Annotated in this window: 17 protein-coding genes and 1 other RNA gene; 7 read left to right on the forward strand and 11 right to left on the reverse strand. The window is 44.6% G+C overall.

Annotation, left to right across the window (positions count from 1 at the left end):
* Positions 1 to 108: 108 nt before the first annotated feature.
* An RNA gene (gene rnpB, locus OH455_RS03665) (RNase P RNA component class A) lies at positions 109 to 499 on the reverse strand.
* 109 nt (positions 500 to 608) lie between these two features.
* Positions 609 to 1,472, reverse strand: a complete 864-nt coding sequence (rsmI, locus tag OH455_RS03670) for a 16S rRNA (cytidine(1402)-2'-O)-methyltransferase (RefSeq protein ID WP_206373505.1) — start codon at positions 1,470 to 1,472, stop codon at positions 609 to 611.
* Between the two features lie 63 nt (positions 1,473 to 1,535).
* Here rsmI and OH455_RS03675 point away from each other — a divergent pair, with 63 nt between their 5' ends.
* The 4 genes from OH455_RS03675 to OH455_RS03690 are packed head-to-tail and all read left to right on the forward strand — an operon-like array spanning position 1,536 to position 4,869.
* The gene (locus OH455_RS03675; RefSeq protein WP_269980384.1) at positions 1,536 to 3,350 is read left to right on the forward strand and encodes a penicillin-binding protein activator; all 1,815 of its coding nucleotides are present in this window, start codon (positions 1,536 to 1,538) and stop codon (positions 3,348 to 3,350) included.
* Positions 3,334 to 3,702, forward strand: coding sequence for a YraN family protein (locus OH455_RS03680; protein ID WP_269980385.1), 369 nt, complete (start codon positions 3,334 to 3,336; stop codon positions 3,700 to 3,702). The genes OH455_RS03675 and OH455_RS03680 overlap by 17 nt, the downstream gene beginning before the upstream one ends.
* A gap of 3 nt (positions 3,703 to 3,705) precedes the next feature.
* A complete protein-coding gene (locus tag OH455_RS03685) occupies positions 3,706 to 4,296 on the forward strand; it encodes a phosphoheptose isomerase (RefSeq protein WP_045976171.1) in 591 nt (196 codons plus the stop codon).
* 3 nt (positions 4,297 to 4,299) lie between these two features.
* On the forward strand, positions 4,300 to 4,869 hold the full coding sequence (locus tag OH455_RS03690) for a BON domain-containing protein (RefSeq protein ID WP_269980386.1): 570 nt from the start codon (positions 4,300 to 4,302) through the stop codon (positions 4,867 to 4,869).
* A 53-nt stretch (positions 4,870 to 4,922) separates the two neighbouring features.
* Here the strand turns inward: OH455_RS03690 and sspB are convergent, their stop codons facing one another.
* The 8 genes from sspB to zapE all read right to left on the reverse strand — a co-directional run bounded on the left by sspB (position 4,923) and on the right by zapE (position 11,252).
* Entirely contained in the window at positions 4,923 to 5,414 is a 492-nt protein-coding gene (sspB, locus tag OH455_RS03695) for a ClpXP protease specificity-enhancing factor (RefSeq protein WP_269980387.1), read from the reverse strand.
* Between the two features lie 11 nt (positions 5,415 to 5,425).
* Positions 5,426 to 6,061, reverse strand: a complete 636-nt coding sequence (sspA, locus tag OH455_RS03700; RefSeq protein WP_045976174.1) for a stringent starvation protein SspA — start codon at positions 6,059 to 6,061, stop codon at positions 5,426 to 5,428.
* Positions 6,062 to 6,158: 97 nt separating this feature from the next.
* Entirely contained in the window at positions 6,159 to 6,896 is a 738-nt protein-coding gene (locus OH455_RS03705) for a cytochrome c1 (RefSeq protein ID WP_045976175.1), read from the reverse strand.
* On the reverse strand, positions 6,893 to 8,158 hold the full coding sequence (locus OH455_RS03710; protein WP_045976176.1) for a cytochrome b: 1,266 nt from the start codon (positions 8,156 to 8,158) through the stop codon (positions 6,893 to 6,895). The genes OH455_RS03705 and OH455_RS03710 overlap by 4 nt, the downstream gene beginning before the upstream one ends.
* Positions 8,158 to 8,751, reverse strand: coding sequence for a ubiquinol-cytochrome c reductase iron-sulfur subunit (gene petA, locus OH455_RS03715; RefSeq protein ID WP_045976177.1), 594 nt, complete (start codon positions 8,749 to 8,751; stop codon positions 8,158 to 8,160). Before petA ends, OH455_RS03710 begins: the two co-directional genes overlap by 1 nt.
* 328 nt (positions 8,752 to 9,079) lie before the next feature.
* Complete coding sequence (gene rpsI, locus OH455_RS03720; RefSeq protein WP_005436094.1) at positions 9,080 to 9,472, reverse strand: 30S ribosomal protein S9; 393 nt, start codon at positions 9,470 to 9,472, stop codon at positions 9,080 to 9,082.
* A gap of 15 nt (positions 9,473 to 9,487) precedes the next feature.
* Positions 9,488 to 9,916, reverse strand: coding sequence for a 50S ribosomal protein L13 (gene rplM / locus OH455_RS03725; RefSeq protein ID WP_045976178.1), 429 nt, complete (start codon positions 9,914 to 9,916; stop codon positions 9,488 to 9,490).
* 232 nt (positions 9,917 to 10,148) lie between these two features.
* The gene (zapE, locus tag OH455_RS03730; RefSeq protein ID WP_269980388.1) at positions 10,149 to 11,252 is read right to left on the reverse strand and encodes a cell division protein ZapE; all 1,104 of its coding nucleotides are present in this window, start codon (positions 11,250 to 11,252) and stop codon (positions 10,149 to 10,151) included.
* A 152-nt stretch (positions 11,253 to 11,404) separates the two neighbouring features.
* Between zapE and zapG the strand changes: the two genes are divergently transcribed.
* From zapG to degS, 3 genes are all read left to right on the forward strand, one after another.
* On the forward strand, positions 11,405 to 11,863 hold the full coding sequence (gene zapG / locus OH455_RS03735) for a Z-ring associated protein ZapG (protein ID WP_045976180.1): 459 nt from the start codon (positions 11,405 to 11,407) through the stop codon (positions 11,861 to 11,863).
* Positions 11,864 to 11,989: 126 nt separating this feature from the next.
* Positions 11,990 to 13,357 carry a DegQ family serine endoprotease gene (locus tag OH455_RS03740; protein ID WP_269980389.1) on the forward strand — a complete coding sequence of 456 codons (1,368 nt, stop codon included), beginning with the start codon at positions 11,990 to 11,992 and terminating at the stop codon, positions 13,355 to 13,357.
* Positions 13,358 to 13,470: 113 nt separating this feature from the next.
* Entirely contained in the window at positions 13,471 to 14,538 is a 1,068-nt protein-coding gene (degS, locus tag OH455_RS03745) for an outer membrane-stress sensor serine endopeptidase DegS (RefSeq protein ID WP_045976182.1), read from the forward strand.
* 45 nt (positions 14,539 to 14,583) lie between these two features.
* Here degS and parC read toward each other — a convergent pair whose 3' ends face one another.
* Positions 14,584 to 16,854 (reverse strand): DNA topoisomerase IV subunit A, encoded by a 2,271-nt coding sequence (gene parC / locus OH455_RS03750; RefSeq protein ID WP_269980390.1) that lies wholly within the window; start codon positions 16,852 to 16,854, stop codon positions 14,584 to 14,586.

Genomic DNA, 16,854 nt, shown 5'->3' on the forward strand with positions numbered 1-16,854 from the left:
CAGACTGGAACACGTGATATTGCGCTAAGTTTAGTGCTTGCAGAATTAATTTCGTCAATAAAAAGCAAAAAACCCATCATAACGCTGAGGTTACGATGGGTTTCGAATAGGTGGAGCCGACATGTAAGCCGGGTTCTGTTCCGCTTATGCGGTGGTAGCCATTCGTCTAGGCCAGCAATCGCTCACTGGCTCAAGCAACCTACCCGCTTCCTTACGCGAGCAACGCAATGTGGAAGCCTATTTGGTCTTGCTCCGGGTGGAGTTTACCTTGCAGCGAACTGTTACCAGTCGCCCGGTGCGCTCTTACCGCACCCTTTCACCCTTACCTGTACCCTTAGGCCATCGGCGGTCTTCTCTCTGCTGCACTTGTCGTAGGCTTGCGCCTCCCAGGCGTTACCTGGCACCCTGCTCTATGGAGCCCGGACTTTCCTCCCCTTCATCAGTCTCCCCAACACAAGGCTAGGGACATCAATGAAGCAGCGACTACCCAGTCAACTCCGATGCGGATTGTATAGAGATTGCCACTCAGTGTCTAGCGAGATCACACATTTGCCGTAAACCAACAACCAAGTGATTAGAAAACGAGCGACAACGTATTCACTCTAGACTCAGTTGAGGTTTTCTAGCCCCCATTTATATAAGGCATTTTTCTTCAAGTTATAGATTTCAGCAGACATGGCTGCAGCCTTCTTCAAAGGCAGTTCTTTTGTCAATATGGCCAAGGTACGAGTCGCTTCTTCCGGAAGAGAATCTTCAATAGCCGAGCGATAACCATGAATAAGTAGCGCCATTTCGCCTCTTTGCTGGTTCTCGTCTGATTTAACCCATTCAACGAGCTCCCCCAAAGGTAACCCGTGAATCGTTTCAAACGTCTTAGTCAGTTCACGAGCCAGAACCACTTCGCGCTCAGGGCCTAATATCTCCAACATATCTTCCAGAGAATCCACAATACGATGTGGGGACTCATAAAAGATACAAGTACGCTCAGCTTTTGCTATCTCAAGAAATTTATCTTTGCGACCTTTACTTTTTGCTGGCAGAAAACCTTCGAAACTAAACCTATCAGAAGGTAGTCCAGAGGCACTTAACGCAGTGACAACTGCACAGGCACCAGGAAGTGGCACAACTTTAACGCCAGCCTGACGACATTTGGTGACCAAATGATACCCTGGATCACTAATTAGTGGCGTTCCTGCATCAGACACTAAGGCAATTGAGTGTCCGGATAATAGCTTTTCGACCAACATTTGCGCTTTTTGCTGTTCATTATGGTCATGCAATGCAAAGGTTTTTGTCGGAATGCCGAAATGAGACAACAGTTTGCCAGTATGGCGAGTATCTTCGGCAGCAATGAGATCGACATCGGTTAAAACATCAAGTGCACGTTGAGTGATATCCCCTAAATTTCCAATTGGGGTTGGAACAATGTAGAGAGTTGGGACCTCAGTTGGTAAGGTTTTGTTATCTGTCATTTGTTTACCATCACTTCAACGATTAATATAGACACAATTTTATACGGAATTAGTTAATTACTCATGGCCATAAAAAACCAAAAGCGACTTAGTGTAACACGCTTACTGACTCCTGTAGCCCTCGCTGTCACACTAGCAGCCTGTTCTACAACCCCCTCAACACCAACCAGTGTAGACATTACGCTCGATCCAAACCAGTCTATGCAGACTTATCTAATGCGAGCAGACAGTAGTGAAGGAAGTATTCAGAACGATTGGTTGGTTATGGCATTGAAAGCGGCCGTTGAATCAAGTGACATTGCTCAGGCTAAGCTACTACTCAAGCGACTAGCAAGACAAAACCTTTCCCATCTGCAACAAGCAGAATGGCAGCTCGCTAATGCAGAAGCCTTAATCAAACAAGAGCAATATGAGCAAGCACTGAACACACTTAAGTTCAATACATCTTGGAAACTGGCCAATGAGCAGTGGAAAAGTTATCACCAGCTTCGTGCCAAGCTGTTCTCTCAACAAGGCCAATACTTTGAAGCCGCTCGTGCATTAAATGAGTCAGCGGAGTTTGTTAAAGATTCTGAGCAAGAATTTATCGCACAAAGTGTGTGGAACAACCTAAGCCAATACAGTCAGTACCAGATCACCCAATTCTCTGCAGAGCCTGATGAAGCTGTTCTGGACGGTTGGCTGCAGTTAGCTATTTATACAAAAACATTATCCGGCAATATTCCTCAGCTTAAAAATACTCTCGAAAAGTGGTTGGAAGAAAATCCAGCTCACCCTGCTGCAGTTTACACGCCTAAAGCAATTAGCAATATTCTCGCTCTCGATATTGTAAAACCCGTCAGTACAGCCTTGCTTCTGCCTTTGTCTGGTAAATTCGCTAAACAAGCTCAGTTGATTCGTGATGGCTTCATCTTAGAAATGATGAACGACACGCAGCGTGATGAGAACGCTAATTTGACTGTCATTGATACCAATACCGTGACGCCAGAGCAGCTAGAGCAAACTTTAGTAGAGAAGAACATCGACTTTGTCGTTGGCCCACTTATCAAAAGTAACATTGAAAAGCTACAGCAAGCCCAAACCAGCTTTTCACGCCCACTGCCCACTTTAGCGTTAAATATTCCAGATGACCTAGAACCAGGCAATAACACTTGCTATTTAGCACTCTCACCAGAGCAAGAAGTTGCTCAAGCGGCAAAGCACCTGTTTGCTCAAGGCTACCGCTACCCATTAATTCTTGCCCCTCAAGGCAGGCTTGGTACACGTGTTGTTGAAGCTTTCGAAAAGGAATGGAAGCATTACAGTAAAGATAAAGTCGCAGTCAATCTGTTTGGCGACAAACGCCAGCTTCAACGTGATATTAATAAAGTCTTTGGCTTACAAGAAAGCCAACAGCATATCGCGCAGATGGAATCATTACTTAATATACCTCTAGAGAGCCAGCCGCGTAGCCGTCGTGATATAGATGCTGTATATATCGTCGCAGGTAGCTCCGAACTAACATTGATTAAGCCATTTATAGAAGTCGCAGTAAATCCAGATACGACGCCACCCAAACTGTTTTCAAATTCACGCAGTAATAGCGGGCGTCAACAATATGAAGATCTAACTGGAGTCATGTATAGTGACATCCCTCTTCTAATACAGCCAAATGCAGCACTAGAGGCTCAGATGGAACAACTTTGGCCGAAAGACTCTAATGCGGAGAAACGTCTTCAAGCTCTCGGAATGGATGCCTATTTACTCATGGAACAATTACCACAAATGAAAGTTGTCCAGGGTCATACTTTACAGGGTAATACCGGAGTCCTAAGTATCAACGAAGACTGCGTAGTGCAACGAGAAATCAGCTGGGCTGAGCATGGCGTGGCTAAATAGACGTCATAGTGGCAAGCATTATGAAGCTCTGGCGGAGCAGTACTTGGTTCGTCAGGGCTTATCACCAATAGGAAGAAACTTCCATTCCAAAGGGGGTGAACTCGATCTTATAATGCTTGAAGGCTCAACGGTAGTTTTTGTTGAAGTACGCTATCGTGCAAGCCAACATTATGGTCATGCGGCAGAAACGGTCACCTCAAGTAAGATAAACAAACTCATTAACACAGCTAACGTCTGGTTGATGAAGCAAGGGAAATCTGTTCATACCACAGACTTTCGATTTGACTTGGTGGCGATGCACCAGCAAGGTAAACAAATCGAATGGATAAAAAACGCAATAACCCAAGGATAATCAATGCTAGACAGCATTAAAGACAGCTTCACTGAAAGTATTCAGATTCAAATCGCAGCAGCAGAAGCTCTGCCCGATGCAATTACCCACGCCGCCCAAGCAATGGTAGCGAGCTTATTAAACGGCAACAAGATCTTATGTTGTGGCAATGGAGGGTCGTCTTCTAATGCACAGCAGTTTGTATCCTGCCTCCTAAACCGTTTTGAAACTGAACGACCGAGTCTACCTGCTATGGCACTCACTGCCGACAATACAACGCTGACTGCCGTCGCCAATGATTACCATTATGAAGAGATCTTCTCAAAGCAGGTCAGAGCGTTTGGCCAAGCAGGAGACATTTTACTGGCTATATCGACCAGTGGTAACAGTAAGAACATCATCAAAGCTATGGAAGCGGCGGTTACACGTGACATGACGATAATTGCTTTCACAGGTAAAGACGGTGGTGAAATGGCTGGTCTGTTAGGTGAGAATGATGTTGAGATTCGGATTCCATCTCACAGAACTGCAAGGATCCATGAAGTGCATATGGTGACACTCCACTGCTTATGCGATCTTATTGATCAAGTTCTATTCCCTGCGCACGAAGAGTAAGCTATGAAACACCTTAAAGCTTTTGTTATTACTTGTATTTTGCTAAGCACTACTGGATGTGCTGGTTTGTTTGTTGCCGGCGCCGCCACCACAGTTAACGTTGTGACTGACACTCGTACCACTCAAGAAATGTGGAACGACAATAACATCGAATTTGAAGTAGCCGGTCTGACGAACAAACCTCCTTTTCAGCGCGAAGTCCGAATTACAGCAAGTTCTTATGATGGAACCGTAATACTAATGGGCCAAGCCAGCAATCAAGATCTACTCAATCAATTTGTTGCTACAATAAAAGACTTTAAAGGTGTGGAAAAAATCCATAATCAGGTTCGAATTAAAGCACCATTGTCCGTTGGCCAAATAAGTCACGACAGTTGGATCACAACTAAGGTCAAATCTGCTCTTCTAACAAATGGCCAACTGAATGGCGTGAAAGTAAAAGTCATTACTGAAGACAAAGAAGTGTTTTTGTTAGGCTACGTTTCTCCAGAGCAAGCGACTATTGCAGTGGATGTTGCGCGAAACATTTCAGGGGTAAAACAAGTCATTAAGGCGTTCAAGACTGGAAGCTAGTGTTATTTTATTACTCAATTTAAGACAAAAAAGCAGCGGTAACGCTGCTTTTTTCACTTTACAACTCTTAAGCTCGGACGACCTTTTGGTCGAGGTGGCTCATCATCTGGAGTGTTTTCTTCTTCTTTGTTACTAGTCTCTATAGCCAAAGATAACCCTGAATCTTCTTCTGGTGAATCTTCAACTTCAAACACTTCTTCATCAAAGTCGTTCATGTATGCATCTTCAGGCTCAAACATAGTACCAGCACCGTTTTCACGCGCATAGATAGCTTGGACAGCATACAGTGGAACAATAACAGAATGAGGACGGCCAGAGAAACGAGCGTTAAAAGTGATTGCCTCGTTACCTAGCTCAAGGTTGCCTACTGCTCGTGGAGCAATGTTCAGAATAATTTGTCCATCTTGAACAAATTCAACTGGAACACGAACGCCAGGAAGGGTAGCGGCAACAACCAGATGAGGAGTCAAATCATTATCCACCAGCCAATCATAAAATGCTCTAAGCATATATGGTCGGCGTGGTGTCATTTTTTCTATGTCCATTTCGCTTCCAATTAGCGACTCAGACGCATTTCACGTTCAGCTTCTGTCAAAGAGGCTAAGAATGAATCACGCTCAAATACGCGGTTCATGTAAACCTTCAGCTCTTTGGAACCAGGACCGGCAAGTTCGATACCTAGCTGAGGCAAACGCCACAATAGTGGAGCTAAATAACAATCGATCAGACTGAATTCTTCGCTCATGAAGTATTCAAACTCTGCAAAGACAGGGCCAAGAGTCAGAAGGTCGTTACGTAGTTTGTTACGTGCAGCTTCAGCTTCTTCAGCATTGCCTTTCACCACTTTTTCTGCCAGTGAATACCAGTTTTTCTCAATACGATAAATCATCAAACGACTGTTACCACGAGCAACTGGGTAAACAGGCATTAATGGAGGATGCGGGAAACGCTCGTCCAGATATTCCATGATAATTTTTGAATCGTAAAGCGCTAGCTCGCGATCAACCAAGGTTGGCACTGATTTATACGGATTTAGCTCAATCAGCTCTGCAGGAAGATTCGCTTCGTCGACGAGTTCAACTTCGACACTCACCCCTTTTTCAGCTAGAACGATACGTACCTGATGGCTATACATATCAGATGCACTTGAAAATAGAGTCATCACAGAACGTTTATTGGCAGCTACAGCCATGGAGCCCTCCAGCACACTTACAGATATAAAAATAATGGAGGCTAAGCCTCCATTATCAACAATAAAAATTGGGAATTAGCACAGCATGATAGCACAATTAGTGCACATCACGCCAATACTCTTTCTTAAGTAGAACCACCACGATGGTGAAGATAACGAGAAATGCCATTACCCACCAACCAAGAGCATGACGCTCCAGTTTCACAGGGTCACCTGAGTACTCAAGGAAGTTCACTAGATCTCGAACTGCATCGTTATACTCTTCTTGGTTAAGCTCGCCAGTACCATCGCTTTCAACACCAACCACAACCTTATGCTCTTCGCCATCAACGATTTGAGTATCGTAAACTGGCTTGGGAATGCCCTGAAGCTCTTCCAATACATGCGGCATACCGACACTTGGGAAAACAATGTTGTTCACTCCAAATGGACGAGATGGGTCCTCATAGAAAGAACGTAAGTATGTATATAGCCAGTCAGAACCACGAACACGGGCAACTAGCGTAAGATCTGGTGGCGTTGCACCAAACCATTTCGCGGCTGATTTGTCCGGAATCGCGTTTTCCATCAGATCACCAACTTTCGCATTTGGGTCGAAAATCAGGTTTTCCTTTAGCAACTCAACTGGAATACCGATATCACGAGCAACACGCTCGTAGCGTTGGTACTGCGCTGAGTGACAGCCGAAGCAGTAGTTCATAAACAGCTTGGCACCATTTTGTAGTGAAGCTTGGTCACTTAGGTCGTTGTTTGCTTTATCAAGCGGTACATTTGCGCCCGCTGCCATTGCCAGGGAAGGCAGCATTGCAAACAAAATTACAATCCATTTTTTCATTTGAATGTCACCCTTTCTGGTAGTGGCTTAGTCGCTTCGTTCTTACTGTAGAAGTACAGAAGGACGAAGAACATGAAGTAAGCTAAGCTAAAGATCTGAGCTAATAGCGTGTATGTTGGCGTCGCTGGAAGCGCACCAAGAACACCTAGGGCAATAAAGCTGATCGTAAACTGGATGATATTGAATAAATGGAACTTACTGCGGTAGCGGTAAGAGCGAACTTTACAACGGTCTAGCCATGGTAGAACAAACAACACGACAATAGATGCTCCCATTGCGATAACACCTAGCAACTTATCAGGAACTGCACGTAGAATCGCGTAGAACGGTGTGAAGTACCATACTGGTGCAATGTGCTCTGGTGTTTTCAGTGGGTTAGCAGCTTCAAAGTTAGGCGGCTCAAGGAAGTATCCACCCATTTCTGGATTGAAGAACAACACGTAACAGAACAGGAATAAGAATCCTGCGACACCAACCATGTCCTTCACCGTACCATAAGGATGGAAAGGAATAGAATCAATAATGTCGTATTTCTTAGTGTAATCTTTGTGGAATGGGAACTGAGTTTTGTAGCCGTCGCCCATCGAACCTTTAGGTAGCTTAGTTTCGATACCATCTGGGTTGTTAGACCCTACTTCATGCAAAGCCAATACGTGTAGAACGATAAGCAGCAGAAGTACGATAGGAAGTGCGATAACGTGCAGTGCAAAGAAGCGGTTCAGAGTAGCGCCTGAGATAACGTAGTCACCACGAATCCATAACGTTAGGTCATCACCAATAACCGGAATCGCACCAAACAGTGAAATGATTACCTGTGCACCCCAGTAAGACATCTGACCCCATGGAAGTAAGTAGCCCATGAAAGCTTCAGCCATCAACACAAGGAAGATAAGCATACCGAAAATCCACAGAAGCTCACGAGGCTTCTGATAAGAACCATAAATCAGGCCTCGGAACATGTGTAGGTAGACAACAACGAAGAACGCAGACGCGCCCGTTGAGTGCATATAACGAAGTAGCCAACCGTACTCTACGTCACGCATGATGTATTCGATAGAAGCAAACGCGCCATCGCCAGATGGAACGTAGTTCATTGTTAACCAGATACCCGTTAGGATTTGGTTAACCAACACAAGCATTGCTAGTGAGCCGAACAGATACCAAAAGTTAAAGTTCTTCGGCATCGGATACTCAGAAAGGTGCTTTTTGTACGCATTCATTGCGGGTAGACGTTTTTCTACCCAATCAAGTAGAGCTTGCATTATGCCTCCCCTTCTTCGTCAACACCAATAATAATCTTAGTATCACTCAGGTACATGTGCTTCGGAACAACCAAATTAAGTGGAGCAGGTACACCTTGGAATACACGACCAGCCATATCAAACTTGGAGCCATGGCAAGGACAGAAGAAACCTGATTTAACACCCTGAACCTGTTCACTGAAACTGTCCGGTAAATAAGTTGGTGAACAACCAAGGTGGGTACAGATACCTACAGCAACAAAGTACTCAGGCTTGATAGAACGGTAGGCATTTTGAGCATATGCTGGTTGCTGCTCTTCACCTGATGCTGGGTCACGAAGCTGACCGTCGATACTTTTCAGCGCGTCTACAATGGATTGTGCACGGCGGACAACCCACACAGGTTTACCACGCCATTCGACACGAACCATCTGCCCTTCTTCAAGTTTACCGATATCAACTTCAACAGGGGCACCCGCAGCTTTTGCTTTTTCACTTGGGTTCCAAGATTTAATAAAAGGAACGGCGACAGCAGCTGCTCCGAGACCACCCACAACCGCGGTTGTAGCTGTCAAGAAACGTCTGCGACCGTTATTTAAAGGCGCATTGCTCATCCAAACATTCTCCCATTTGCTCCTTTTGGATTATTATTATTCCGCTTAAAGAGCATGGCTAACAAAATACGAATTTAGTTGTATTTATTTGATGGCAAATGATAAATAAAACCCTACTTTTTGACAAGATAAAGCTACCTTTTTGTAACAACCGTGAAGTAAATCGCCTATGAGGTCACAAAAGGGGAATATGTCAGATAAAAGTTAGTGAAACGGGTCTGGGAGAAGGGATTCTTTTGCTGAGAAAAACAAAAAGCCTGGCAAGAAGCCAGGCTTTTGGGACCACATTCCGGTGAGAACACCGAAGGCCAATCTTTTCGAAAAAAGATTAACGCTTAGAGAACTGTGGACGACGACGTGCTTTACGTAGACCAACTTTCTTACGTTCAACGCAACGAGCGTCACGAGTAACGTAACCAGCGGCACGTAGAGTAGGACGTAGAGACTCATCGTATTCCATTAGAGCGCGAGTGATACCGTGACGGATAGCACCTGCTTGACCAGAAATACCGCCACCTTTAACAGTAACGTATAGGTCTAGTTTCTCAGTTAGTTCAACTAGCTCTAGAGGCTGTTTAACAACCATACGAGAAGTTGGACGACCGAAGTACTCATCAAGACTACGCTTGTTGATTACGATGTTGCCGCTGCCTGGTTTGATGAAAACACGTGCAGCTGAGCTTTTGCGACGGCCAGTGCCGTAGTATTGATTCTCTGCCATTTTCGAAATCCCCGATTAGATGTCTAGTACTTGTGGTTGTTGAGCAACATGGTTGTGCTCAGCACCAGCGTAAACTTTCAGTTTACGGTACATAGCACGGCCTAGAGGACCACGTGGTAGCATACCTTTAACTGCTAGCTCAATCGCCATCTCTGGCTTACGATCAATTAGCTTCTCGAAGCTGATTGATTTTAGGCCGCCAGGGAATTCAGTGTGACGGTAGTAAATCTTACCTTTAGCTTTGTTACCAGTTACAGTAACTTTCTCCGCGTTTACAACGATGATGTAATCACCAGTGTCAACGTGTGGAGTGTACTCAGCTTTATGTTTGCCACGTAGGCGAGATGCAATTTCACTTGCTAGACGACCAAGAGTTTTACCTTCAGCGTCTACAACGTACCAGTCGCGTTTTACAGTTTCTGGTTTAGCAACGAAAGTTTTCATGCTAATAATAACCCGTTAATTTAAATTTACACTTCAGGAGCATTGCTCCCACTGACTAAGAGCCCAGTCATCACCCCTTCGAGTGGATGGCACTCTCGACCCTAGATCCGCTATGGATTTGGTCTGCAGTAACGGTGGGTCGCAGGATTATAGAGAAGTCAGTTGAAAAAATCACCTCTTTTCGGATAAAAAGTTTAATTTTTTTTCAGTCTTCGTAGAAACACCCAACCCCTTATGCCAAATGCTCTTTCGCAAGATAATCATGGCTTTGCATTTCGATCAATCGAGACTGGCAACGTTTGAATTCAAATTCCAATTGTCCCTGAGTGTATAACTCCTCTAACGGTACTTGTGCTGAGATAATCAATTTGACGTTTCGCTCATAGAACTCGTCCACCAGCGCAATGAAACGACGAGCTGCGTCGTCGCTTGCCCTCCCCATTTGTTGTACATCGGCCAGTAGCACCGTATTGTAAATTCTTGATAACTCAATGTAATCATTCTGACTTCTGGCCGATTGACACAACTGACTAAAAGTGGCGTGCAATACCCCTTCGTAAGAATTCACGACTTCTATCTGACGATGATTAATTTCTATGTTTTTTTCACCCTGCTTGTTTTCACCAATAAGCTGTTCAAAGTAATGGCACAGGTTGGTGTTGGCCTTCGTATCTAATGGGAAATGGTAAATCTCTGCTTGTTCCAATGTTCTTAGTCGGTAATCGATACCGCTGTCTACATTCAATATCCGGCAATTAGCGTTGATTAACTCAATGGCTGGTAAGAAACGTACTCTTTGTAAACCATTTCGGTAAAGATCTTGAGGTGGGATATTAGACGTAGCTACAAGCACTACACCACGCTTAAACAAGGCTTGGAATAAAGTACCTAAAATCATTGCATCAGTGATATCTGAAACAAAAAACTCATCAAAGCAGATAATTTCTGCTTCTGATTTAAACTTATCCGCTACTAACTCCAGAGGATCATTCACCTCTCCCAATGTGTTCAGCTCATCATGTACTCGATACATAAATCGGTGAAAGTGTACCCGCATTTTTTTTTCACAGGGCAAAGCTTCATAAAACGTATCCATTAAATACGTTTTTCCACGCCCTACCCCACCCCAAAAATACAACCCCTTAGGGGCGACAGGTAACGAGGCTTTTTTACCGAACCAACTCTTCCACCTAGCAACAGGTTCAACTGAGGTGTTTACGTATTGAACAAATTCATGGTAGAGATTATCCAAAGCTGTCACTGCTTGAAGCTGCGCTTCATCTTGTTGAAAGCCATGTTCTTTTACATCTTTTGTATAGATCTCTATGGGTGTCATTACTTCACTCACGTGCTATAGAAGGATTGAAACTGCTATGCAGAGCACACGCATTTTTCTTTATCGTCTCGAGTTCTCATAGTAACATGTCCGATGAGCATGTGTAACCAGCCGGTAAAAAACATGTTAAATAACAATGATAAGGAGCGAATATGCCTTGGATTTATGCCCTCGTAGGTTTGCTTGTTGGCGCTGTTTTAGGAATCATCATCTCGCGCATTTCCACTCCGGGATACAAAAAACAGAAGACCATCCAGAAAGACTTAGAAACTGCTAAGTTCGAGCTTGAGCAACAAAAACAAGATCTTGCCGATCATTTTGCTCAGACAGCCGAAATGTTAGATTCACTGGGTAAGGAATACACTAAGCTGTACCAACATATGACGAAAACGTCTGCAGAACTGTTGCCAAACATTCCTGAGCAAGACAATCCGTTCAATAAAAAAGTCGCGGATCAATCTCAAACTGAACAGTCCGCTGAGCCCAAACAGCCATCACAGGCGTTTAGTGAAGCACCTAAAGATTACGTTTCAGGAGCAACGGGCATGTTAGCAGAAGAGGAAAAAGAAGTTCTCGACTCAGCACAGGCAGTAACTGCAAAAGCGTCGTAGTTCTATTTCACTTCTTGCTGAACTTTGCAAAGGTTTTTGAGTCATAACTCCCATAAGTGTCGATTGATTTCTTATTTTTCAAACAAATATTGAATCTCAGGCCTTAACTTAACTAGGAGTTATCAGATGAAAAAACCTTTGCTTGCTTTAACCGTCCTGTCTTTAAGCTTAAGTTCAATCATCACACCCATACAAGCTACAGCGGCTCTCCCTCTATCTGTTGATGGAGAACAATTACCTAGCCTTGCACCAATGCTTGAAACCGTAACCCCTGCGGTGGTCAGTATTTCAGTAGAAGGCACTCAAGTATCTAAGCAACGTATTCCCGAGCAGTTCCGTTTCTTCTTCGGACCTGAATTTCCAACAGAACAATTGCAAGAACGTCCATTTAGAGGGCTCGGATCCGGGGTTATCGTTAATGCAGAAAAAGGCTATGTGGTCACCAACTACCATGTCATTAATGGCGCAGAAAAAATTCGCGTTAAACTGCATGATGGCCGTGAGTACGATGCTGAGCTAGTTGGCGGAGACCAGATGTCAGATGTGGCTCTTCTGCAACTTGAGAAAGCTAAAAACTTAACGGAAATTAAAATTGCAGATTCCGATGCTTTACGTGTCGGTGACTTCGCTGTCGCGATTGGTAACCCATTCGGCTTAGGTCAAACAGTAACTTCAGGTATTGTCTCTGCGTTAGGTCGAAGTGGTTTAAATATCGAAAACTTCGAGAACTTCATCCAGACCGATGCAGCCATTAACAGCGGCAACTCAGGTGGTGCTCTGGTTAATCTGAAAGGTGAACTGATTGGTATCAATACTGCGATTCTGGGTCCAAACGGTGGCAACGTTGGGATAGGTTTTGCCATCCCATCTAACATGATGACAAACCTCACCGACCAAATCTTAGAGTTTGGTGAAGTCAAGCGCGGAATGCTCGGTGTACAAGGGGGAGAAATCACTTCCGAACTTGCGGAGGCTCTAGGTTATGAATCAAGTAAAGGGGCTTTTGTCAGCCAAGTGGTTCCAGACAGCGCTGCTGACAAAGCAGGCATTAAAGCTGGCGACGTCATTGTTTCTGTCAACGGCAAAGAGATTCATTCATTTAGTGAGCTGCGAGCTAAGGTCGCAACACTTGGTGCTGGCAAAAAGATCTCACTCGGAATTATCCGTGATGGTAAAAAAGAGAACTTTGAGGTCACCCTAGGCGAGCAACAAAACGTGAAAGCATCAGCAGATAAACTGCACGAAGGGCTGTCTGGTGCTGAGTTAACCAATACAACATCGAGTGACTCAGTCCAAGGCATAAAAGTCGCTTCAGTAGAAAAAGGCTCGAAAGCTGAGGCTTATCAACTTGCAAAAGGGGACATTATCATTGGTGTAAACCGTAAGCGTGTCAAAAACCTTGCAGAGTTCAGAAAAGTCCTTGAAAAACAACCTGGTGTTTTGGCTTTAAACATTCAGCGCGGTGAACGCACGATTTATTTGGTTGTGCGTTAAAAACGAAAAATCCATGTCAAAGGATGGTAGGATCTTCTACCGTCCTTTTATTATTTTCTCATCTAATGCTATCCTTTCGCCACTTGTCTGAATTTTGAAGTGGTTAGGAAAATATGCTGCAATTCTTGTTGCGTTCAATCGGTTTAGGGTTGGCGACAGCTGCTCTGTTACTATTAGCGATCCCCTCTCTACGTTCCAGTATTCTTCCTCAGACTTTCAGCAATGAAATCAATATCACTTCAGCTCAAGAGATATCCTTTAATGGTGCGGTGCGAAAAGCAGCCCCTGCCGTAGTAAATATATACAGCCGAAAATACACGGAAGACGATCGTTCTAAACTCCTGACTCAAGGGCTAGGTTCTGGAGTCATCGTTAGTGAAAAAGGCTACATCATAACCAACTATCATGTCGTCGCTCAGGCTGATCAGATTGTAGTAGCACTTCAGGATGGACGGGTAGCTGCCGCTCAATTAGTGGGTACTGACAAACGCACTGACATCGCGATTTTGCGTGTCGAAGGCAGCAATCTCCCCGTGATACCACTCAATCCTAATTACACTCCAACCGTAGGCGATGTGGTTCTTGCTATTGGTAACCCATACAATCTAGGTCAAACGACAACCTTTGGAATTGTTTCTGCGACTGGCCGTTCTTCCATTAGTGCAGGTGGACTACAAGGCTTTATTCAGACTGACGCGGCGATCAATGAAGGTAATTCTGGAGGGGCGTTAGTCAATACAAGAGGAGAGTTAGTTGGGATCAATACAGCCTCATTCCAGCAAGCAACTGAACTAGAAACCTACGGCATTTCTTTTGCTATTCCATACGCGCTGGCGAATAAGATCATGCAGAAGATCATTGCCGACGGTCGTGTTATCCGAGGCTATATAGGTATCGACGGTCAAGATATTAATTCCGTCACCTCTCGTTTATTGGGTAATGAGCATTTGGGCGGCATTGTTGTATTAGGCGTTGACCCTAACGGACCTGGTGCAGACGCAGGATTTCAGGCTCAGGACATTATTCTTAAAATCGATGGACAAAGAATTAATGGTCGTCAAAGCGTAATGGATATTGTCACTGAATTGAGACCAGGGACTAGCGTCGATGTACTGATTCTACGTAAGGGTAAAGAACAAACACTTAACGTTATGATTGCAGAAGACACTCAAAAGATTTAAAAATTGAATAAAAAAATCCCATACTTTCTAGCATGGGATTTGTTTTTACTCGCTGTCTTGCTCCATTGTAGAGCCTTCGATTTCTATGCGTGTTACTCTTTGTAATCCTCTAGGTAATAGACTGCCTCGACGGCCTCGCTCACCACGGAAGTTGTCCAGATCGGCGCTCTTCAAACCTAGCTTACGCTTACCTGCATAAAGAGTGATTGAAGCTCCTTGAGGCAAGGATATCAAATGTGATACCACCTCTTCGCGCTCTTTGGCTTTAGCAGCAGGAATATTGATGATCTTATTACCCTTACCTTTACCCAATTGAGGAAGATCCTTGATAGGGAATAACAGCATTCGACCTTGGTTGGTGATCGCTAAAATTTCATCATTATCTAGATCACTAATGGTGTCAGGAGTAATCACTTCCGAGTTTTGTGGTAATGTAACCAGTGCTTTACCACTACGGTTTTTTGATAAAAGATCACTGCCTTTACAAACGAAACCATAGCCAGCATCAGAACCCACTAACCACAATTGCTCTTCTTCCCCCATTACCACATGACGGATATTAGTTCCTGCACTAATGTTAAGACGCCCAGTAATCGGCTCGCCCTGACTACGGGCTGACGGTAGAGAATGCGACTCGAGTGAATAGCTTCGACCATCACTGCCGAGGAAAACGGCCTGCTGATTACTCTTACCACGAGCATGAGCAAGGTATTTATCACCCGACTTATAGTTCAGGCCATCCGCATCAACATCATGTCCTTTAGCATGACGAATCCAACCTTTCTCAGAAAGCACAACCGTAATTGGTTCACTAGGGACTAAGTCACGCTCTGTTAGCGCCTTGGCTTCTGCGCGCTCAACCATTGGCGAACGGCGATCATCGCCATACTTGTCTGCGTCCGCTTTGATTTCTTTCTTCAGAAGCGTATTGAGACGTCGCTCAGAACCTAATAGTTGCTCTAGCTTTTCACGTTCTTTTTCTAGCTCTTCCTGCTCTCCACGAATCTTCATCTCTTCCAATTTCGCTAAGTGGCGAAGCTTGGTATCGAGAATCGCATCGGCTTGAATATCAGTAATACCAAAACGTTCCATCAGCACCGCTTTAGGATCGTCTTCAGTACGAATAATCTCAATCACCTCATCAAGGTTAAGGTATGCAACCAACAAACCTTCCAAGATGTGCAAGCGAGCCATAACTTTATCTAAACGGTGTTGCAAACGACGACGTACAGTCGCACGGCGGAATTCGATCCATTCAGAGAGAATTTGAACGAGCCCTTTCACCTGAGGGCGGTTGTCTAAACCAATCATGTTTAGGTTTACACGGAAGTTCTTTTCAAGATCGGTTGAGGCAAATAGATGGTTCATCAACTGGTCACAGTCAACGCGGTTTGAACGCGGCACCACCACGATACGAGTCGGATTCTCGTGATCGGATTCATCACGCAGATCGTCAACCATAGGCAGCTTTTTAGCACGCATTTGGTTAGCGATTTGCTCTAGTAACTTAGCGCCGGACACTTGGTGTGGCAGAGCGGTAATGACGATCTCTGAACCTTCTTTATGCCACACAGCACGCATTTTAATGCTGCCGCGACCAGTACGATAAATCTTCTCTAAGTCTGCTTTAGGCGAAATGATCTCTGCTTCTGTTGGGTAATCAGGCCCTTGAACAAAGTTCATTACATCTGCAAGTTCAGACTTTGGATTGTCGATCAGGTGAATCGTTGCTTCCGCCACTTCACGTACGTTGTGTGGTGGAATATCCGTGGCCATACCTACCGCAATACCTGTCACACCGTTAAGCAGGATGTGGGGTAAACGTGATGGCAACATTTGCGGCTCTTTCATTGTGCCGTCAAAGTTCGGCTGCCATTCCACGGTGCCTTGACCTAGCTCGCCAAGCAAAACTTCCGCAAACTTAGATAGTTTGGCTTCGGTATAACGCATCGCCGCGAACGATTTAGGATCGTCAGGCGCACCCCAGTTCCCTTGACCATCTACGAGCGGATAGCGATATGAAAATGGCTGAGCCATCAATACCATAGCTTCGTAACAAGCAGAATCCCCGTGAGGGTGGTATTTACCTAACACGTCACCAACAGTACGTGCTGATTTTTTGTATTTTGCCGCTGCCGAAAGGCCAAGCTCCGACATTGCATAGATAATACGACGCTGAACCGGCTTTAAACCGTCACCAATATATGGCAACGCGCGATCCATAATGACGTACATCGAATAATTGAGATAAGCGTCTTCGGTGAACTTGCGCATTGGCAACTGTTCAACGCCATCAAATGTGATTTCAGTAGACAT

The sequence above is a fragment of the Vibrio sp. T11.5 genome (genome assembly GCF_027587155.1).
GTDB lineage: Bacteria > Pseudomonadota > Gammaproteobacteria > Enterobacterales > Vibrionaceae > Vibrio > Vibrio neptunius.